This window comes from Salipiger abyssi, from assembly GCF_001975705.1.
Classification (GTDB): Bacteria; Pseudomonadota; Alphaproteobacteria; order Rhodobacterales; family Rhodobacteraceae; genus Salipiger; species Salipiger abyssi.
This window is the reverse complement of the sequence record NZ_CP015093.1, coordinates 1,789,203-1,803,961: the sequence shown is the minus strand read 5'-3', so window position 1 is coordinate 1,803,961 and position 14,759 is coordinate 1,789,203. Positions and strand designations below refer to the sequence as shown.

The 14,759-nt window shown below is 67.2% G+C and carries 12 protein-coding genes; 7 read left to right on the top strand and 5 right to left on the bottom strand.

Annotated elements, in window-relative coordinates; genetic code table 11:
- Positions 1 to 108: 108 nt before the first annotated feature.
- Genes infB through rimP form a run of 4 tightly spaced genes read right to left on the bottom strand, consistent with a single transcriptional unit; the run spans position 109 to position 5,527 of the window.
- Positions 109 to 2,622, bottom strand: coding sequence for a translation initiation factor IF-2 (gene infB / locus Ga0080574_RS12250; RefSeq protein ID WP_076699428.1), 2,514 nt, complete (start codon positions 2,620 to 2,622; stop codon positions 109 to 111).
- Entirely contained in the window at positions 2,619 to 3,302 is a 684-nt protein-coding gene (locus tag Ga0080574_RS12245) for an RNA-binding protein (RefSeq protein ID WP_076699426.1), read from the bottom strand. Before Ga0080574_RS12245 ends, infB begins: the two co-directional genes overlap by 4 nt.
- Positions 3,303 to 3,306: 4 nt before the next feature.
- On the bottom strand, positions 3,307 to 4,935 hold the full coding sequence (nusA, locus tag Ga0080574_RS12240; RefSeq protein ID WP_076699424.1) for a transcription termination factor NusA: 1,629 nt from the start codon (positions 4,933 to 4,935) through the stop codon (positions 3,307 to 3,309).
- Between the two features lie 7 nt (positions 4,936 to 4,942).
- Positions 4,943 to 5,527 (bottom strand): ribosome maturation factor RimP, encoded by a 585-nt coding sequence (gene rimP / locus Ga0080574_RS12235; protein WP_076699422.1) that lies wholly within the window; start codon positions 5,525 to 5,527, stop codon positions 4,943 to 4,945.
- A 254-nt stretch (positions 5,528 to 5,781) separates the two neighbouring features.
- Between rimP and Ga0080574_RS12230 the strand changes: the two genes are divergently transcribed.
- From Ga0080574_RS12230 to Ga0080574_RS12210, 5 genes are all read left to right on the top strand, one after another.
- Entirely contained in the window at positions 5,782 to 7,929 is a 2,148-nt protein-coding gene (locus Ga0080574_RS12230) for a methyl-accepting chemotaxis protein (protein ID WP_076699420.1), read from the top strand.
- Between the two features lie 271 nt (positions 7,930 to 8,200).
- Positions 8,201 to 9,028, top strand: a complete 828-nt coding sequence (dapD, locus tag Ga0080574_RS12225; RefSeq protein ID WP_076699418.1) for a 2,3,4,5-tetrahydropyridine-2,6-dicarboxylate N-succinyltransferase — start codon at positions 8,201 to 8,203, stop codon at positions 9,026 to 9,028.
- Positions 9,029 to 9,126: 98 nt separating this feature from the next.
- Positions 9,127 to 9,372, top strand: a complete 246-nt coding sequence (locus Ga0080574_RS12220; protein ID WP_076699416.1) for a GlsB/YeaQ/YmgE family stress response membrane protein — start codon at positions 9,127 to 9,129, stop codon at positions 9,370 to 9,372.
- Positions 9,373 to 9,375: 3 nt separating this feature from the next.
- Entirely contained in the window at positions 9,376 to 10,407 is a 1,032-nt protein-coding gene (locus Ga0080574_RS12215; protein ID WP_076699414.1) for a sodium:calcium antiporter, read from the top strand.
- Positions 10,408 to 10,468: 61 nt separating this feature from the next.
- Positions 10,469 to 10,801 (top strand): DUF8846 family protein, encoded by a 333-nt coding sequence (locus Ga0080574_RS12210; protein ID WP_076699412.1) that lies wholly within the window; start codon positions 10,469 to 10,471, stop codon positions 10,799 to 10,801.
- Here Ga0080574_RS12210 and Ga0080574_RS12205 read toward each other — a convergent pair.
- Entirely contained in the window at positions 10,798 to 11,871 is a 1,074-nt protein-coding gene (locus tag Ga0080574_RS12205; RefSeq protein WP_076699410.1) for a Hint domain-containing protein, read from the bottom strand. The two genes, Ga0080574_RS12210 and Ga0080574_RS12205, sit on opposite strands and share 4 nt — an antisense overlap.
- A 215-nt stretch (positions 11,872 to 12,086) precedes the next feature.
- Between Ga0080574_RS12205 and dapE the strand changes: the two genes are divergently transcribed.
- Together dapE and Ga0080574_RS12195 are read left to right on the top strand one after the other, a co-directional pair.
- Complete coding sequence (gene dapE / locus Ga0080574_RS12200) at positions 12,087 to 13,235, top strand: succinyl-diaminopimelate desuccinylase (RefSeq protein WP_076699407.1); 1,149 nt, start codon at positions 12,087 to 12,089, stop codon at positions 13,233 to 13,235.
- A 106-nt stretch (positions 13,236 to 13,341) separates the two neighbouring features.
- Positions 13,342 to 14,742: a dihydrolipoyl dehydrogenase gene (locus Ga0080574_RS12195; protein ID WP_076699405.1), complete on the top strand. Its 1,401-nt coding sequence runs from the start codon at positions 13,342 to 13,344 to the stop codon at positions 14,740 to 14,742.
- Positions 14,743 to 14,759: the final 17 nt, after the last annotated feature.

The following is a 14,759-nucleotide window of genomic DNA, read 5'->3' as shown; positions in this document are numbered from 1 at the left end:
CCGGGCCTCGTGCCCGGGCTTTTCCGTTCCAACGGCGGCCCCGTTTTCAAATATTGAAAAAGGCGACGCCCGAGGGCGCCGCCTTTCCCTTGTCTCTCGCTTCGGAGATCAGAGCGACCGCTCGATCTCCTCGCGCTCGAAGATCTCGATGACATCGTCGGGGCGAATGTCGTCGTAATTCTCGAAGGCCATGCCGCATTCCTGGCCGGACTGCACCTCGGCAACCTCGTCCTTGAAACGCTTGAGCGTCTTCAGCGTGCCCTCGTGGATCACCACATCGTCGCGCAGCAGGCGGACACCGGCGGAGCGGCGCGCCACACCCTCGGTGACCAGACAGCCGGCGACCTTGCCCACATTGGAGACCTTGAAGACCTCCTTGATCTGCGCGTAGCCGATGAAGTTCTCGCGAACCTCGTTCGACAGCAGACCCGACGCAGCGGCTTTCACATCGTCCACCAGGTCGTAGATCACCGAGTAATAGCGGATCTCCACGCCCTTCTGGTTCGCCGCGTTGCGCGCCGGCGCGTTGGCACGAACGTTGAAGCCGATCACCGGGCAGCCCGAGGCTTCGGCAAGGCCGATATCGGTCTCGGTGATGGCACCCACGCCGTAGTGGATCACCCGCACGCGGACCTCGTCGTTGCCGACCTTTTCCAGCGCCTGGACGATGGCCTCGGCCGAGCCCTGCACGTCGGCCTTCACGACCACCGGCAGCTCGGAGACGCTCTCGTCTTCCTTGGCCTTCATCATCAGCTGCTCAAGGGTCGTCGCGGCACCGGCGGCGGCGCGTTTCTCCTTGGCGGCGTGTTCGCGGTACTCGGCGATCTCGCGGGCCTGCGCCTCGGTCTCGGTCACGTTGAGCACGTCACCGGCCTCGGGCGTGCCGTTGAGGCCCAGAACCTCGACCGGCACCGACGGGCCGGCTTCCTTGACCCGCTCGCCCTTGTCGTTGATCAGCGCACGGACCTTGCCGTACTGCTCGCCCACAACAAAGATGTCGCCCTGTTTCAGCGTGCCGTTCTGCACGAGGACGGTGGCGACCGGGCCGCGGCCCACGTCGAGCTGTGCCTCGATCACGGCGCCTTCGGCGGCCCGGTTCGGGTTCGCCTTCAGCTCCAGCAGTTCGGCCTGCAACGCGATGGCGTCGAGCAGCTCGTCGAGCCCCTGCCCGGTATGGGCCGACACTTCGACATCCTGCACCTCGCCCGACATCTGCTCCACCACCACTTCGTGCTGAAGCAGGTCGGTGCGCACCTTGGTCGGGTTGGCGCTCGGCTTGTCCACCTTGTTGATCGCGACGATCATCGGAACGCCGGCGGCCTTGGCGTGGTTGATGGCTTCGACGGTCTGCGGCATCACCGCGTCATCCGCCGCCACCACCAGCACGACGATATCCGTCACCTGAGCGCCGCGCGAGCGCATCGAGGTAAAGGCGGCGTGGCCGGGCGTGTCGAGGAAGGTCAGCACGTCGCCGCCCTTCGTCGTCACCTGATAGGCGCCGATATGCTGGGTGATCCCGCCGGCCTCGCCAGAGGTCACATTGGCCTGACGGATCTTGTCGAGCAGCGAGGTCTTGCCGTGGTCGACATGGCCCATGATCGTGATGACCGGCGGACGCGACTGAAGATCTTCCGGCTTGTCGTCGACGGTCTTGATGACGTCCTCGACATCGGCATCGGAGACGCGGGTCACGCGGTGGCCGAATTCCTCGATGATCAGTTCCGCGGTATCGGCGTCGATGGTCTGGTTCTGCGTCGCCATGATGCCGTTCTGCATCAGCGACTTGACCACATCCGCCACACGCTCGGCCATCCGGTTGGCGAGCTCGGCGACGGTGATCGCCTCGGGCAGCTGGACGTCGCGCACGACCTTCTCGCGCTGCTGCTGGCCGCCCATCGCCTTCTGACGCGCACGCTCCTGCTTGCGCTTCATCGCGGCCATGGATTTCTGCCGACCGCCCTCGCCGCCGAGCGCCTGGTTCAGCGTCAGCTTGCCGGAGCGGCGGTTGCCGTCGTCGCGGCCACGGGTCGAGCGGCCACGCTCCTCGCGCTCGCGCTCGGATTTGCGCTGCGGCTGCGCCGATTTGGGCGCACCGGCACCGCCGCCTGCCGGGCCGCGCGCCTGCGCGGCGGCAGCCGGATCGGCCTTCGGCGCGGCAGCGGCGGCCTCGGCCTTCTTGGCGGCCTCGGCAGCGTCGCGGGCCTTCTGCGCTTCTTCCTCGGCTTTCGCCTTGGCGCGCTCTTCGGCCTCGCGCTGTTCGCGCTCTTTCTGTTCCTTCTCGGCGCGCTGGCGCGCACGCTCTTCGGCGCGGGCCTTTTCCTCGGCCTCGCGCTGCGCCTGTTCCTCGGCCTCGCGGGCCTTGGCGGCCTGCAACGCCTTGAGCCGGCGCTCCATCTCGGCATCGGAAATCCCCGCCGGACGCTTGCCGCCCGACCCGCCGAGCGCGCTGCCGCCCCCGCCCTTGCCGCCACCGGCACCGGGTTTGGGAACCACCACGCGCTTGCGCTTGGTTTCCACCACGACGTTCTTGGTGCGGCCATGGCTGAAGCTCTGCTTCACAGATCCCGAACGGGGACCGCCACCACGAACACCCAGAGTCTTTTTGCCGTCGTTATCGCTCATTCAGCTCTCTTATCCTTTCCGGCGGCCCTACCGCCCCCGGCGGCTTTCGCCGCCCCGGTGGCCCCTGCCACCGACGTCGCATCGGCCCTTCCGACGCGCAGGCCCTTCAGTCTTTGGGCCTCCTCTACAACACGTTTCGTGAGTCCACCAGCGCCAAGCGCCGCATGTATCACCTTTTCCCGTCCAAAGGCCAGACCCAGCTCATCCGCCGTGAGCCAGCCGATATAGCTGCCCCATTGCGGCGTGGACAATTTCGACTTGCCGCGCCCGGATCCGTCCTCGGCCTGGATCAGCACATCCGCATCCTCGCGGCCCAGCCAATCCTTGACCTTTTCATAACCTGCCACCGCATCGCCCGACTTGCGGGCGAGGCTGATAAGCTCGACCACTCGCCGCGCCAGCATCCGCTCAATCAGCCCGGGCAGATCGTCGGGCACCGTCACAGGCTGTTTCGCCGCCCGGGCGAACAACCCCTTGGCGGCGGCCTTTTCCAGCGCCGCGCGATCCGACGCCACCCAGATGCCCCGGCCCGGCAGCTTGCCCGCCAGATCCGGCACCACCTGGTTCTCGGGCCCGATCACGAAACGGATCAGGCCGGAGGCCGGCTGACTCTCGCCCGTGGCGATGCAGCGCCGCTCCGGCCCGTCGGCCCGGTCTTTGTCCTGGCCGCCCCTGCTCATGCGCTCAGACCTCTTCCCCGGTCTCTTCCGCGTCACCGTCTTCGTCGGCCTCGTCTTCGGCCTCCGCTTCGAGATCGGCGGGATCGACCCAGCCAAGAAGGACACGCGCGGTCATGATCAGATTCTGAGCCTCGGCAAGATCCACATCGAACTTTTCGAGAAGACCGTCGTCCTTGACACGTTCGCCATCCACCGTGGTCCAGCCGCCGGCCAGTTCCCAGTCGGCGCAGGTGGCGAAATCTTCCAGCGTCTTCACGCCGTCTTCTGCCAGTGCCTCTACCATTTGGGGAGTGAGCCCCTCGAAGTCAACCAGGCTGTCCTCGACACCCAGCTCGCGGGCATGTTCCAGCGCCTTGCGGGCCTGCTCTTCGAGGAATTCGCGGGCGCGGGTCTGAAGCTCCTGCGCGGTGCCCTCGTCGACTCCGTCGATCACCAGCAGTTCGTCGAGCTCGACATAGGCGACCTCTTCGAGATTGGTGAAGCCCTCGGCCACGAGAAGCTGGGCAAAGAACTCGTCGAGATCCAGCGTATCCATGAAGAGCTTGGTGCGCTCCTCGAATTCCTTCTGGCGGCGCTGGCTCTCTTCTTCCTCGGTCATGATGTCGATATCGAGACCGGTGAGCTGCGACGCCAGACGCACGTTCTGGCCACGACGGCCGATGGCCAGCGACAGCTGCTCGTCCGGCACCACCACCTCGATGCGCTCGGCATCCTCGTCGAGCACCACCTTGGAGACCTCGGCGGGCTGAAGCGCGTTCACCAGGAAGGTCGGCATATCCTCGTTCCACGGGATGATGTCGATCTTTTCGCCCTGAAGCTCGTTCACGACGGCCTGCACGCGCGAGCCGCGCATACCGACGCAGGCGCCCACCGGGTCGATGGAGCCGTCATAGGAGACCACGCCGATCTTGGCGCGCGAGCCCGGGTCGCGGGCCACGGCCTTGATCTCGATGATGCCGTCGTAGATCTCCGGCACTTCCATCTTGAAGAGCTCGGCCATGAATTCCGGCGCGGTGCGCGACAGGAAGATCTGCGGGCCGCGGGCCTCGCGACGCACGTCCTTGATGTAGCAGCGGATGCGGTCGCCGGGGCGATAGCTCTCGCGGCCGATCTTCTCGTTGCGGCGCAGGATCGCCTCGCCACGGCCCACATCGACGATGACGTTGCCGTATTCCTCGCGCTTGACGGTGCCGTTGATGATGGTGCCGTTACGGTCCTTGAACTCGTCGTACTGACGGTCGCGCTCCGCTTCGCGGACCTTTTGCAGGATCACCTGCTTGGCCGATTGCGCGGCGATGCGGCCCATATCGACCGGCGGCACCTCTTCGATGAACTGATCGCCCACCTTGGGATCGGCCATGTACTGCTTGGCCTGCTGCACGGTCATCTCGGCCTGGTAGTTCTCCAGCTCCTCGTCCTCGACCACGGTGCGCACCCGGGTAAAGGTCGCCCGCCCGGTCTTGCGGTCGATCTTGACGCGGATGTCCATCTCGGAGCCGTAGCGCGATTTCGCCGCGCGCGAGAGCGACTCTTCCATCGCCTCGATCACGAGGGCGGGGTCGATCATCTTCTCGCGGGCCACCGCCTCGGCGGTCTGCAAAAGCTCAAGCTGGTTGGCAGAGGTGATTGCCATTGTTGTTTTACTCCTCCTGAGCGGCCGCGTCGTCGGCCTGGATTTCATCGTATTGGGTTTCGTCCACGGGCTTGGCCTTGCGGGCGCGCAGCATGTCGCGGATCAGGTCGTCGGTGAGGATCAGCTTGGCATCGCTGAGCCAGTCGAATTGCAGGCCGATGGTCTGTTCCTCGCCGCCCTCTTCGATATTGAGCAGCACCTCGCCGCCCTCGACCCCGGCGAGAACGCCGCGCCAGCGCTTGCGGCCGTCGATCATCTCCTGGGTCTCGATCTTGACCTCATATCCCTCGAAGGTCTCGAAATCCTTGAGCCGGGTCAGCGGGCGGTCGATGCCGGGGCTGGAGACCTCCAGCGTGTAGGTGTCGAGAATCGGATCCTCAACATCGAGAATGGCGGAGACGGCGGTGGAGATCTCGGCGCATTCGTCGACCTCGATCCCGCCCTCGGGGCGTTCCGCCATGATTTGCAGCGTCGAGGTCTTGCCGCCCATCAGCCGGATGCGCACGAGCTCGAACCCCATGTCTTCGATGACGGGGGTGACGATCTCGGCGAGGCGCCGGTCGATGGCGGATTTTGCGATCAGGTCGGTCATGTGTCCGGGTCCGATGCGTGAAACAAAAAAACGGGCGCGCGGCCCGTCGATCTTTCCCGGTGGAACCTCGGAGAAGACCCCGACGCGCCGCTGTTGAAGGGCATATACGCCTCGCGATTCGATTCCGCAAGAGGGGCGTTTCACGCGCGCGCACAGGTGACCGGCAAGAGACTGCTCCAGGCTTCATGCTTCGTTATCTTTTGGGCGTTTAGGCTGCGCAACCGAAACCCCGGCTACGAAGGAATCCGCCCCTCATGCGCACCACCGTCCCCATCCGAACCGCGATTCTGACCGTCGTCGGCCTGGCGGGTGCGGTCATGATCGGCCTCGTCATCGCGATGCAGCATGTGAAGGAGCGTCGCGACACCATCGACGGCAATGTCCGGCAGGCGGAAAGCCTGGCCGATATCGTGACCGAGATGGACATCGCCTTTCTCGAGGCACGACGCGCCGAGAAGGATTTTCTCCTGCGCCTCGAGGATCAGTATATTGATCGCCACGCAGCGGCCCTGTCCGACCTGTTCGACGATGCCGACCAGCTACATGGCCTGCTGCAAAGCGACGGTGGCATGACGGAGCTGCTGCCGCAGCTCGAAACCGCGACTGCAAAGATGCAGGCCTATCAGGACCGTTTCGCCGCTCTGGTAGCCAGCAACCGCCGGCTCGGGCTCGACGAGGAAAGCGGCCTGCAAGGCGAGCTGCGCCGCGCCGTGCACGAGGTCGAAACCGCGCTGAACGCCATCGGCATGCCGGAAATGCAGGTCAAGATGCTGATGATGCGCCGGCACGAGAAGGATTTCATCATGCGCGGCGATCCGAAATATCTCGACCGCCTCACTGCCCGGGTCGAGGAATTTCAGGCGTTTCCCGCCAGCTATTACACCTCCGCGACCCAGCGACGCGAGATTGACGAGTTGCTGACCACCTACCAGCAGGCCTTTACGATGTTCGTCGAGGAACGCCTCGCCGAAGGCGCGGTCCGCGAAGAGCTGTCGAGGCTCTATGAGGAGACCGAACCGCTATTGCGCACCCTGCACGAGAGCGCCATCGCCAACGCGGCGACGACGCTGGAGGCGGGAACCGCCGCGACGCTGCGCACACAGGCCGCGGCAATGGCCTCGGCCGCGGCGGGCATCGCGCTTTTCCTGTTTCTCGCGGTTGCGCTGTCGATGGTGATCTCCCGACCGCTGCGCGCCATCCAGATCGCGCTGGAAAAGATGCGCGCGGGGGATTTCTCCTCGCGCATCGCGGGATCGCGCATTGCCGAAACCGCCGCCATCGGCGCGGCGGTGGAACGGTTCCGCCAGGAGCTCGCCTCCAAGGCCTCGCTCGACCAGTCCATTTCAGAGGTGATCCGTGCCTGTGCCGAGGGCAATTTCTCCAAGCGGCTGCCGGAACCGGAAGAGGGCAGCGGCGCCACGGAGCTGGTGCATGGCGTCAACGCCATCGGCGCCGCCGCCGAGAAAGGGCTCGGCGATATCCGCAATGTGCTCGACGCGCTGGCCGATGGCGATCTGACCGTCACCATGGCCAAGGGGCAAAAGGGCGTGTTTGAGGAGATTTCGCGCTCGATCGACGGGCTGGTGGCCAATCTCACCGATACGGTGCAGCAACTCTCCGACAGTTGCGGCATGCTGAACGCCACCGCCACCGAGATCACCGCCGCCTCGGGCGCGGTGTCGCGGCGCAGCCAGAACTCCGCCGCCTCGCTGGAGGAAAGCGCCGCCGCGCTGCAAATGCTCACCGAGCAGGTCAAGGAGACCGCGCGCAGCGCCCAGGGCGCAGAGCAGTCTTTGGGCACGGCGCGCACCCGCGCCAACGAGACCCGCAGCGTCGCCGAAAGCGCGCTGGAGGCGATCAAGCGGATCGAGGACTCCTCCGCCTCCATCAGCCGCATCACCGGTCTGATCGACGATGTCGCCTTTCAGACCAACCTGCTCGCGCTCAATGCCGGGGTCGAGGCCGCCCGCGCGGGCGAGGCCGGGCGCGGCTTTGCCATCGTCGCACAAGAGGTGCGCGGGCTGGCGCAGCGGGCCACCGATGCCGCCAGCGAGATCAACAGCGTCATCAAAAGCAGCAATGCCCATGTCAGCGAAGGGGTCGAGCTGGTCTCGGCCTCCTCCGCCTCGCTGAAGGCGATCCAGGAAACGGTCGAACAGTTCGTGGAACAGGTCTCCTACATCTCCACCACGTCGGAGGAGCAATCGAGCAACGTCCACCAGATCAACACAGCGGTCGGCGCCATCGACAAGGATGTCCAGCAGAACGCCGCCGCGCTGCACGATATGGAGACGGTCAGCCACAAGCTGCGGGTGGAGGCCGACATGCTGGTCGGCGTCGTGGGCAAATTCCGGCTGCCGGGACACGGCGCGCAAACCGCGATGCATATGGCGGCGGAATGAGGCCAAGCTTGGGGTGCCGGCGATCTGGCGGGGCGCACCCAGTGGCCGCGGCGCAGTCGCGATGCCCTGCGAAAGCGCCGCCGCGGGGATCACCGGGATAACGGGGGCTCTGCGGCCCAGTGCCGTGTTTGTGACCGTGCCCACGCTCTCCCCGGAAACCAATTTCCGACCCCGCGCGGGAGGCTTCGGCCCATCACGCAAAAGGCATGCGTTGCCGAGGCCCGGGCGGCCCGCTATAGGGCTTGAAACCGGATCGCACGAGGAGACGCTCATGTCCAACGCACAGCTCGAAGCCGCCATCGAAGCCGCCTGGGAGGCGCGCGACACCATCACACCCTCGACCGGCGGCGAAACCCGCGAAGCCATCGAAGACACGCTGGAGGCGCTCGATTCGGGCAAGCTGCGCGTCGCCGAGAAACAGGCGGACGGCAGCTGGCATGTGAACCAATGGGCCAAGAAGGCGGTGCTGCTTGGCTTCCGCCTCAAGGACATGGAGCTTCAGGACAACGGCCCGCAGGGCGGCGGCTGGTGGGACAAGGTCGACAGCAAGTTCAAGGGCTGGGGCGAGAACACCTGGCGCGATGCCGGCTTCCGCGCCGTGCCGAACTGCGTCGTGCGCAAATCCGCCTATATCGCCCCGGGCGTGGTGCTGATGCCCTCCTTCGTGAACCTCGGCGCCTATGTGGACGAGGGCACCATGGTCGACACCTGGGCCACCGTCGGCTCCTGCGCGCAGATCGGCAAGGGCGTGCACCTCTCGGGCGGCGTCGGCATCGGCGGCGTGCTGGAACCGATGCAGGCCGGCCCCACCATCATCGAGGACAATTGCTTTATCGGCGCCCGCTCCGAGGTGGTCGAGGGCGTGATCGTGCGCGAGGGCTCGGTGCTGGGCATGGGCGTCTATATCGGCCAGTCCACCAAGATCGTCGACCGCGAGACCGGCGAAGTGATGTATGGCGAGGTGCCGCCCTATTCGGTGGTGGTCTCGGGCAGCATGCCGTCGAAGAACGATATCAGCCTCTACTGCGCGGTGATCGTGAAGCGGGTCGACGCCAAGACCCGCTCCAAGACCGGCATCAACGAGCTGCTGCGCGACTGATCCGCGGCATCTCCCGCGCCGCCCGAGCGGTGGCGCGGGAACCGCTCCGCCCCTCCCGCCGTTGGGTTGCGACGACAGCAATTCACAGCGGGGGCGCTATGGGCCTGGGACTTCTTGCATCCATCATCGTCGGCGGGCTCGCCGGCTGGATCGCCAGCATGATCATGAAGGCCGATACCGGTCTTTTGCTGAATATCGTGCTGGGCATTGTCGGCGCCGTGGTGCTGAACGCGCTGCTCTCGCTGCTGGGCATCTACGCCGCCAATAGCTGGATTCCGCAGCTTGTGGTCGGCACCGCCGGCGCCAGCCTGCTGATCTGGGCCGCGCGCCGGATGCGCCGCTAAAACGTGATCCAGGAGCTTTCCCTTCCGCTCCTGCTGGGGCTCTTTGCCCTGGCGGGCGCGCTGGTCGTTGCGGCCTCGATCCGGGCGACGGCACTGGCCGATGTGATCGCCGACCGCACGCGGCTGGGCGAGGCGCTGGCCGGCGGCGTGCTGCTGGGTGGCGCGACCTCGCTTTCGGGCGTCGTGGTCTCGGTGACCGGCGCCGCGGGGGGCGATGCCAGCTTTGCCGTCTCCAACGCGGTGGGCGGCATCGCGGCGCAGACGCTGTTCCTCGCCATCGCCGACCTGCTGCACCGCAACGCCAATCTCGAACATGCCGCCGCCGAGCCCGCCAACCTGTTTCAGGCGGTCATGCTGCTCATCCTGCTGAGCCTGCCCGTCGCCGCCATGGCCGGACCGGATATCGCCTTTGCCGGCGTGCACCCGGTCTCGATCGTGATGTTTCTGGCCTATCTCTCCGGCGTGAAGCTTTCAGCCGAGGTCGGCAAGCGCCCGATGTGGCGCCCGGTCGAGACCCGCGACACCCGCCACGACGAACCTGAAGCCGACAACGCCCCCGGCGCCCCGGTGCTGCGCCCGGCGCTGATCTTTGCCGCGCTGGTGGCGCTGATGGGGCTCGCGGGCTGGGTCATCAGCCAGATCGGCAGCACCTTCATCACCCGCTTCGGCCTGACCTCAAGCCTCGTCGGCGCGCTGATCACGGCGGTGATCACCTCGCTGCCCGAGCTGGTGACAACGATGGTGGCGGTGCGCCGAGGGGCACTGCAACTCGCCGTGGGCGGGATCATCGGCGGCAACACCTTCGACACGCTGTTCCTGGTCTTCTCCGACATCGCCTATCGCGACGGCTCGATCTTTCAGGCGGTGGGCATGACCGATCTCTACTGGCTGGCCACGGGCATGCTGATGACCGCGATCCTGCTCGGCGGGCTGATCCTGCGCCAGCGCCGGGGCCCGGCACGGATCGGCATCGAAAGCGTGCTGATGATGGCGGTCTATGGCTGCGCGGTGGCGGTGGAGCTCTTTGCCGGCTGAGCGGGGCTTGACAGTACCCGCCCCCTGCCGCATCCCGCCCGCAATCGCGGGAGACACGGCCATGGCGGCAAAGAAACCATCCAAGCAGCGCGTCTACACCCTGTTGGTCGAGGTCGGCCGCAAGGCGGGCGACGGGCTACCCGAGGGCGCCACCGGCGCGGCTCTGATGTGCTATGCCAGCGGCGTCGACGAGGCCGAGGCCGTGCGCGAGACCGTGGCGATCCTGAAACAGGCAGAGCTGTCGCCGCTCGATGTGACCGGCTACGGCACCGAAGAGGAGCGCCGCGCCCAGGGGCACGAGATCGAGGCGGACGAGCAGGAGCTCATGGCGCGCGCGCTGGAGGAAAACTCGGTGATCGTGGCGCAAATCACGCCGTTCTTCAACGAAGGCTAGGCCGCCCGCGCCTCGGCGAGCGTGATCGCCTCGAAGGGTCCGAGCACCTGATAACCCGCCCGGTGCTGCTCGGGCAAAAGCCCCGACGGACACTCCGCCAGCACCGAGGCGGCGACCCGGTCGCGATAGCGGCGCAGGCGCCCGACATAGAGGCTTTCCAGCGCCGCGCCGGCGGCGATGAAGGCGTCATGCGTGGGCAGCAGCAGATTGTGATAGCGCATCGTCAGCGGGCCGTCTTCCTCGACGGCGGCAAAGCCGTTGACCAGGCTCAGCGCCGGCACCAGCACCGCCTCGCGACCGAAGATGTATTCGACCTCGGAGCCACCGATCACCAGTCGCTGATGCGGCGTCACCACGATGTCGCGGCGCAGGCCCAGATAGGGCGCGCGCAGCCTTATGGGCCGGAACGAGCCCAGCGCCGGCACCAAACGGCTGGCGCGGTGCAGCACCGGCACGACGCCGCTGTCGCGGGTCTGCACGGTGTCGCCGCAGCGCAGATCCCTGACCTGCCGCGCCCCCTGCGGCGTGGCCACCGGAATATCGCCCAGCAGCGCCGGCATCGGCCCGACCGGCTCGATCTCGTCGGAGACCGCGAAATACACCACATCGGGATCGGTCCGGCAGAGCTGCGGGCGCCGCACCATGGTGTGGATATCCTCCAGCACCAGCGGCGGCGGGGGCGGGGTCTCGCGCAATGCCACGGTGTCGCTTTCCGGCCGTTCCAGCGCCAGCCGGCCCCAGCGCTGCGTCGAGTCCCAGCTATAGGTGACCCGCAGCACATCGGTGCGCGCATCCGCCGGATACTCCAGCAGGGTGTGGAACACATCGGCGCCCTGGCTGACAATCAGCACGATGCTGCCGCCGGGCAGCGCCTGCAACGACAGCGCCCCCGGCCAGGGATGGCTGCGCTCGTAAGACAGCAGGGTCTGCGGCTTTCCCTCCGCAGACAGCCGCGTCTCGATCAGCAGCGAGCCGCGCGACAGCAGCTGGTCGCGCGGGCGCAGAGCGGCGTCGAAAACGCGCTCGTCGGTCCAGCGGCGCTCGCCGCCCGCGATGGCGATCCAGCTCATGCGGTGTTCCCGGTGCCCTGTTCTCCGCGACCCTGCTCCTCGCTCCTGCGGGACATGCCAGCGGCTTGCTCTGCCTGTTCTTTATTAACCTATTGGTAGCACACCCCTTCCCCTCGCGTAAGGGGGCGGGGCTTGGCTGCGCGGGGTTTCATGACATTTGCCCTTCGCCGCGTGGCGGGGTAGCCATCGCATCACAGCTTTCGGAGACAGACCAGATGACCGCAACCGACCCCGTTCAACTGACCGCAGACCTGATCCGCTGCCCCTCGGTCACCCCCGAGGAGGGCGGCGCGCTGAGCTTGCTTCAGACGCTTCTGGAGGGGGCGGGCTTTGTCTGCACGCGGGTCGACCGGGGCGGCATCGCCAATCTCTTTGCGCGCTGGGGCGACAAGGGCCATGCGAAGAGCTTCGGCTTCAACGGCCACACCGATGTGGTGCCGGTCGGCGATCTGGCCGCCTGGAGCGCCGATCCCTTCGGTGCCGAGATCCGCGACGGCATCCTCTACGGGCGCGGCGCCACCGATATGAAATCGGGCGTCGCGGCCTTTGCGGCGGCGGCGGTGGATTTCGTCCGTGACACGCCGCCCGACGGCGCCCTCGTGCTGGCGATCACCGGCGACGAGGAGGGCGACGCGGTGGACGGCACCGTGGCGCTGCTCGACTGGATGGAGACCGAGGGCGAGCGCATGTCGGTCTGCCTGGTGGGCGAGCCCACCTGCCCCAGCGAGATGGGCGAGATGATCAAGATCGGGCGGCGCGGCTCGATGAACGCCTGGTTCACCGTGACCGGGCGGCAGGGCCATGCCGCCTATCCGCATCGCGCGCTGAACCCGATGCCCGCCATGGCGCGGCTGATGGACCGGCTCGCCTCGCACCCGCTCGACGAGGGCACCGCGCATTTCGACGCCTCGACGCTGGCGGTGGTGACCATCGACACCGGCAACCCGGCCACCAACGTGATCCCGGCGCAGACGCGCGGCACGGTCAATATCCGCTTCAACGATGCCCATACCGGCGCCGGGCTCAGCGACTGGCTGACAGCCGAGGCGGCAAAACTCGATGCGGAATTCGGCACCACAACCGAGGTCGCAATCAAGATCTCGGGCGAGAGCTTTCTCACCCCGCCCGGGCCGCTCTCGGATCTGGTCTCCGGCGCGGTGGAGGCGGAAACCGGGCGCCGGCCCGAGCTGTCGACCACCGGCGGCACCTCGGATGCGCGCTTCGTCAAGGATCACTGCCCGGTGGTGGAATTCGGCCTCGTGGGCAAGACCATGCACCAGATCGATGAATCCGTCCCCGTGGAGCAGATCCGCCAGCTCAAGGCGATCTACACGCGGATCCTGCGCGACTATTTCACCGTCTGAGCCGCCGCCTGGGTCTTCCTGTCGCAGGCGACAGGGCGCCTTTGCCGTTTCCGGCGCCGTTGTCGCGGGGCACTCTGCCGCTAACTGATAGGGAAAAGAGGACATCATGGCCGATCTGACCTGTGACGTGGCGGTGATCGGGGCCGGGACCGCCGGCATTTCCGCCGAACACAACGCGCGCAAACACGGCGCGCGCACCCTGCTCATCGACCCGGAATTCGCCGGCACAACCTGCGCCACCGTGGGCTGCATGCCCTCCAAGCTGCTGATCGCGGCGGGCCGGGCGGCGCATGGCGCGCGCAAGGCCGGGGTGTTCGGCATCGGCACCGGGCCGGTCTCGGTCGACGGGCGCGCGGTGATGAAGCGGGTCCGCGAAGAACGCGACCGCTTTGTCGCCGGCACCCGCAAGGGCTTTGACCGGCTGCCCGAGGGCACCTGCATCCGCGCCCGCGCGCGGTTCACCTCGGCCACCACGCTGGAGCTGGATGACGGGCGCAGCGTTTCGGCAAAGGCGGTGGTGATCGCCACCGGCTCGGCCCCGATGGTGCCCGGCCCCTATCGCGCGCTCGGCGACCTGACGCTGACCAACGAGACGGTGTTCGAGCTCGACGACCTGCCGCAGAGCCTCGCGGTGATCGGCGCGGGCGTGATCGGGCTGGAACTGGCGCAGGCCATGGCCCGGCTGGGCGTGCGCGTCGCGGTCTTCGACCGGGCGGAGCGGCTGGCGCAGATGCGCTGCGAGCGGGTGCATGACGCGCTGAAAGACGCGATGGCGCAGGAGATGGCCCTGCATCTGGGCAGCGATCCGCAGCCCTCCGAAGAGGGGGGCAAGGTGCGGATCGACTGGGACGGGCAGTCGGAGTTTTTCGACAGGGTGCTGGTCGCCACCGGTCGCCCGCCGAACCTGAAGGGGCTCAATCTGGAGGCGACGGGGCTCAAGCTGAACGACAAGGGCATGCCCGAGGTCTCGGAGGCGACGATGCAATGCGGCGAGGCGCCGATCTTCATGGCGGGCGACGCCAACGCCATGCACCCGGTGCTGCACGAAGCCTCGGACGAGGGCGCCATCGCCGGGCGCAACGCGGTGGCCTATCCGGCGGTGGTGCGCTCCGACCGCCGGGTGCCGCTGTCGCTGACCTTCACCGAGCCGCCGCTGGTCAGCATCGGCCAGGGCCCGGACGAGAGCGCCAAGATCGGCACCGCCGATTACAGCTCGCAGGGCCGCGCCCGCGTCGATGACGAGAATACCGGCGTCGCGCGGATCTATGCGGCCGCGCCGCGCGGGCGGCTGATCGGGGCCGATCTGTTCTGCCCCGGCGCCGATCACATGGGCCACCTTCTGGCGCTGGCCATCCAGCAGGGGCTGACGGCGGAGGAGCTGCTGAGCATGCCCTTCTATCACCCGACGCTGGAGGAGGGGCTGCGCGGCGCATTGAAGGAGATATGCCGCGCCGTGCCGCTGCATCTCTCGGGCGATCAGGATCCCGGCAGCCCGCCGGGCGGCTGAGGCGCGCCACGCACCCG

Excerpts from the sequence above, each read along its gene's own strand:
- Ga0080574_RS12220 (WP_076699416.1), top strand. The coding sequence starts at position 9,127 with ATGGGCCTGGGACTTCTTGCATCCATCATCGTCGGCGGGCTCGCCGGC.
- rimP (WP_076699422.1), bottom strand. The coding sequence starts at position 5,527 with ATGACCGACCTGATCGCAAAATCCGCCATCGACCGGCGCCTCGCCGAG.
- Ga0080574_RS12245 (WP_076699426.1), bottom strand. The coding sequence starts at position 3,302 with ATGAGCAGGGGCGGCCAGGACAAAGACCGGGCCGACGGGCCGGAGCGG.
- Ga0080574_RS12195 (WP_076699405.1), top strand. The coding sequence starts at position 13,342 with ATGGCCGATCTGACCTGTGACGTGGCGGTGATCGGGGCCGGGACCGCC.
- dapD (WP_076699418.1), top strand. The coding sequence starts at position 8,201 with ATGTCCAACGCACAGCTCGAAGCCGCCATCGAAGCCGCCTGGGAGGCG.
- Ga0080574_RS12205 (WP_076699410.1), bottom strand. The coding sequence starts at position 11,871 with ATGAGCTGGATCGCCATCGCGGGCGGCGAGCGCCGCTGGACCGACGAG.
- nusA (WP_076699424.1), bottom strand. The coding sequence starts at position 4,935 with ATGGCAATCACCTCTGCCAACCAGCTTGAGCTTTTGCAGACCGCCGAG.
- Ga0080574_RS12210 (WP_076699412.1), top strand. The coding sequence starts at position 10,469 with ATGGCGGCAAAGAAACCATCCAAGCAGCGCGTCTACACCCTGTTGGTC.
- infB (WP_076699428.1), bottom strand. The coding sequence starts at position 2,622 with ATGAGCGATAACGACGGCAAAAAGACTCTGGGTGTTCGTGGTGGCGGT.
- Ga0080574_RS12230 (WP_076699420.1), top strand. The coding sequence starts at position 5,782 with ATGCGCACCACCGTCCCCATCCGAACCGCGATTCTGACCGTCGTCGGC.
- dapE (WP_076699407.1), top strand. The coding sequence starts at position 12,087 with ATGACCGCAACCGACCCCGTTCAACTGACCGCAGACCTGATCCGCTGC.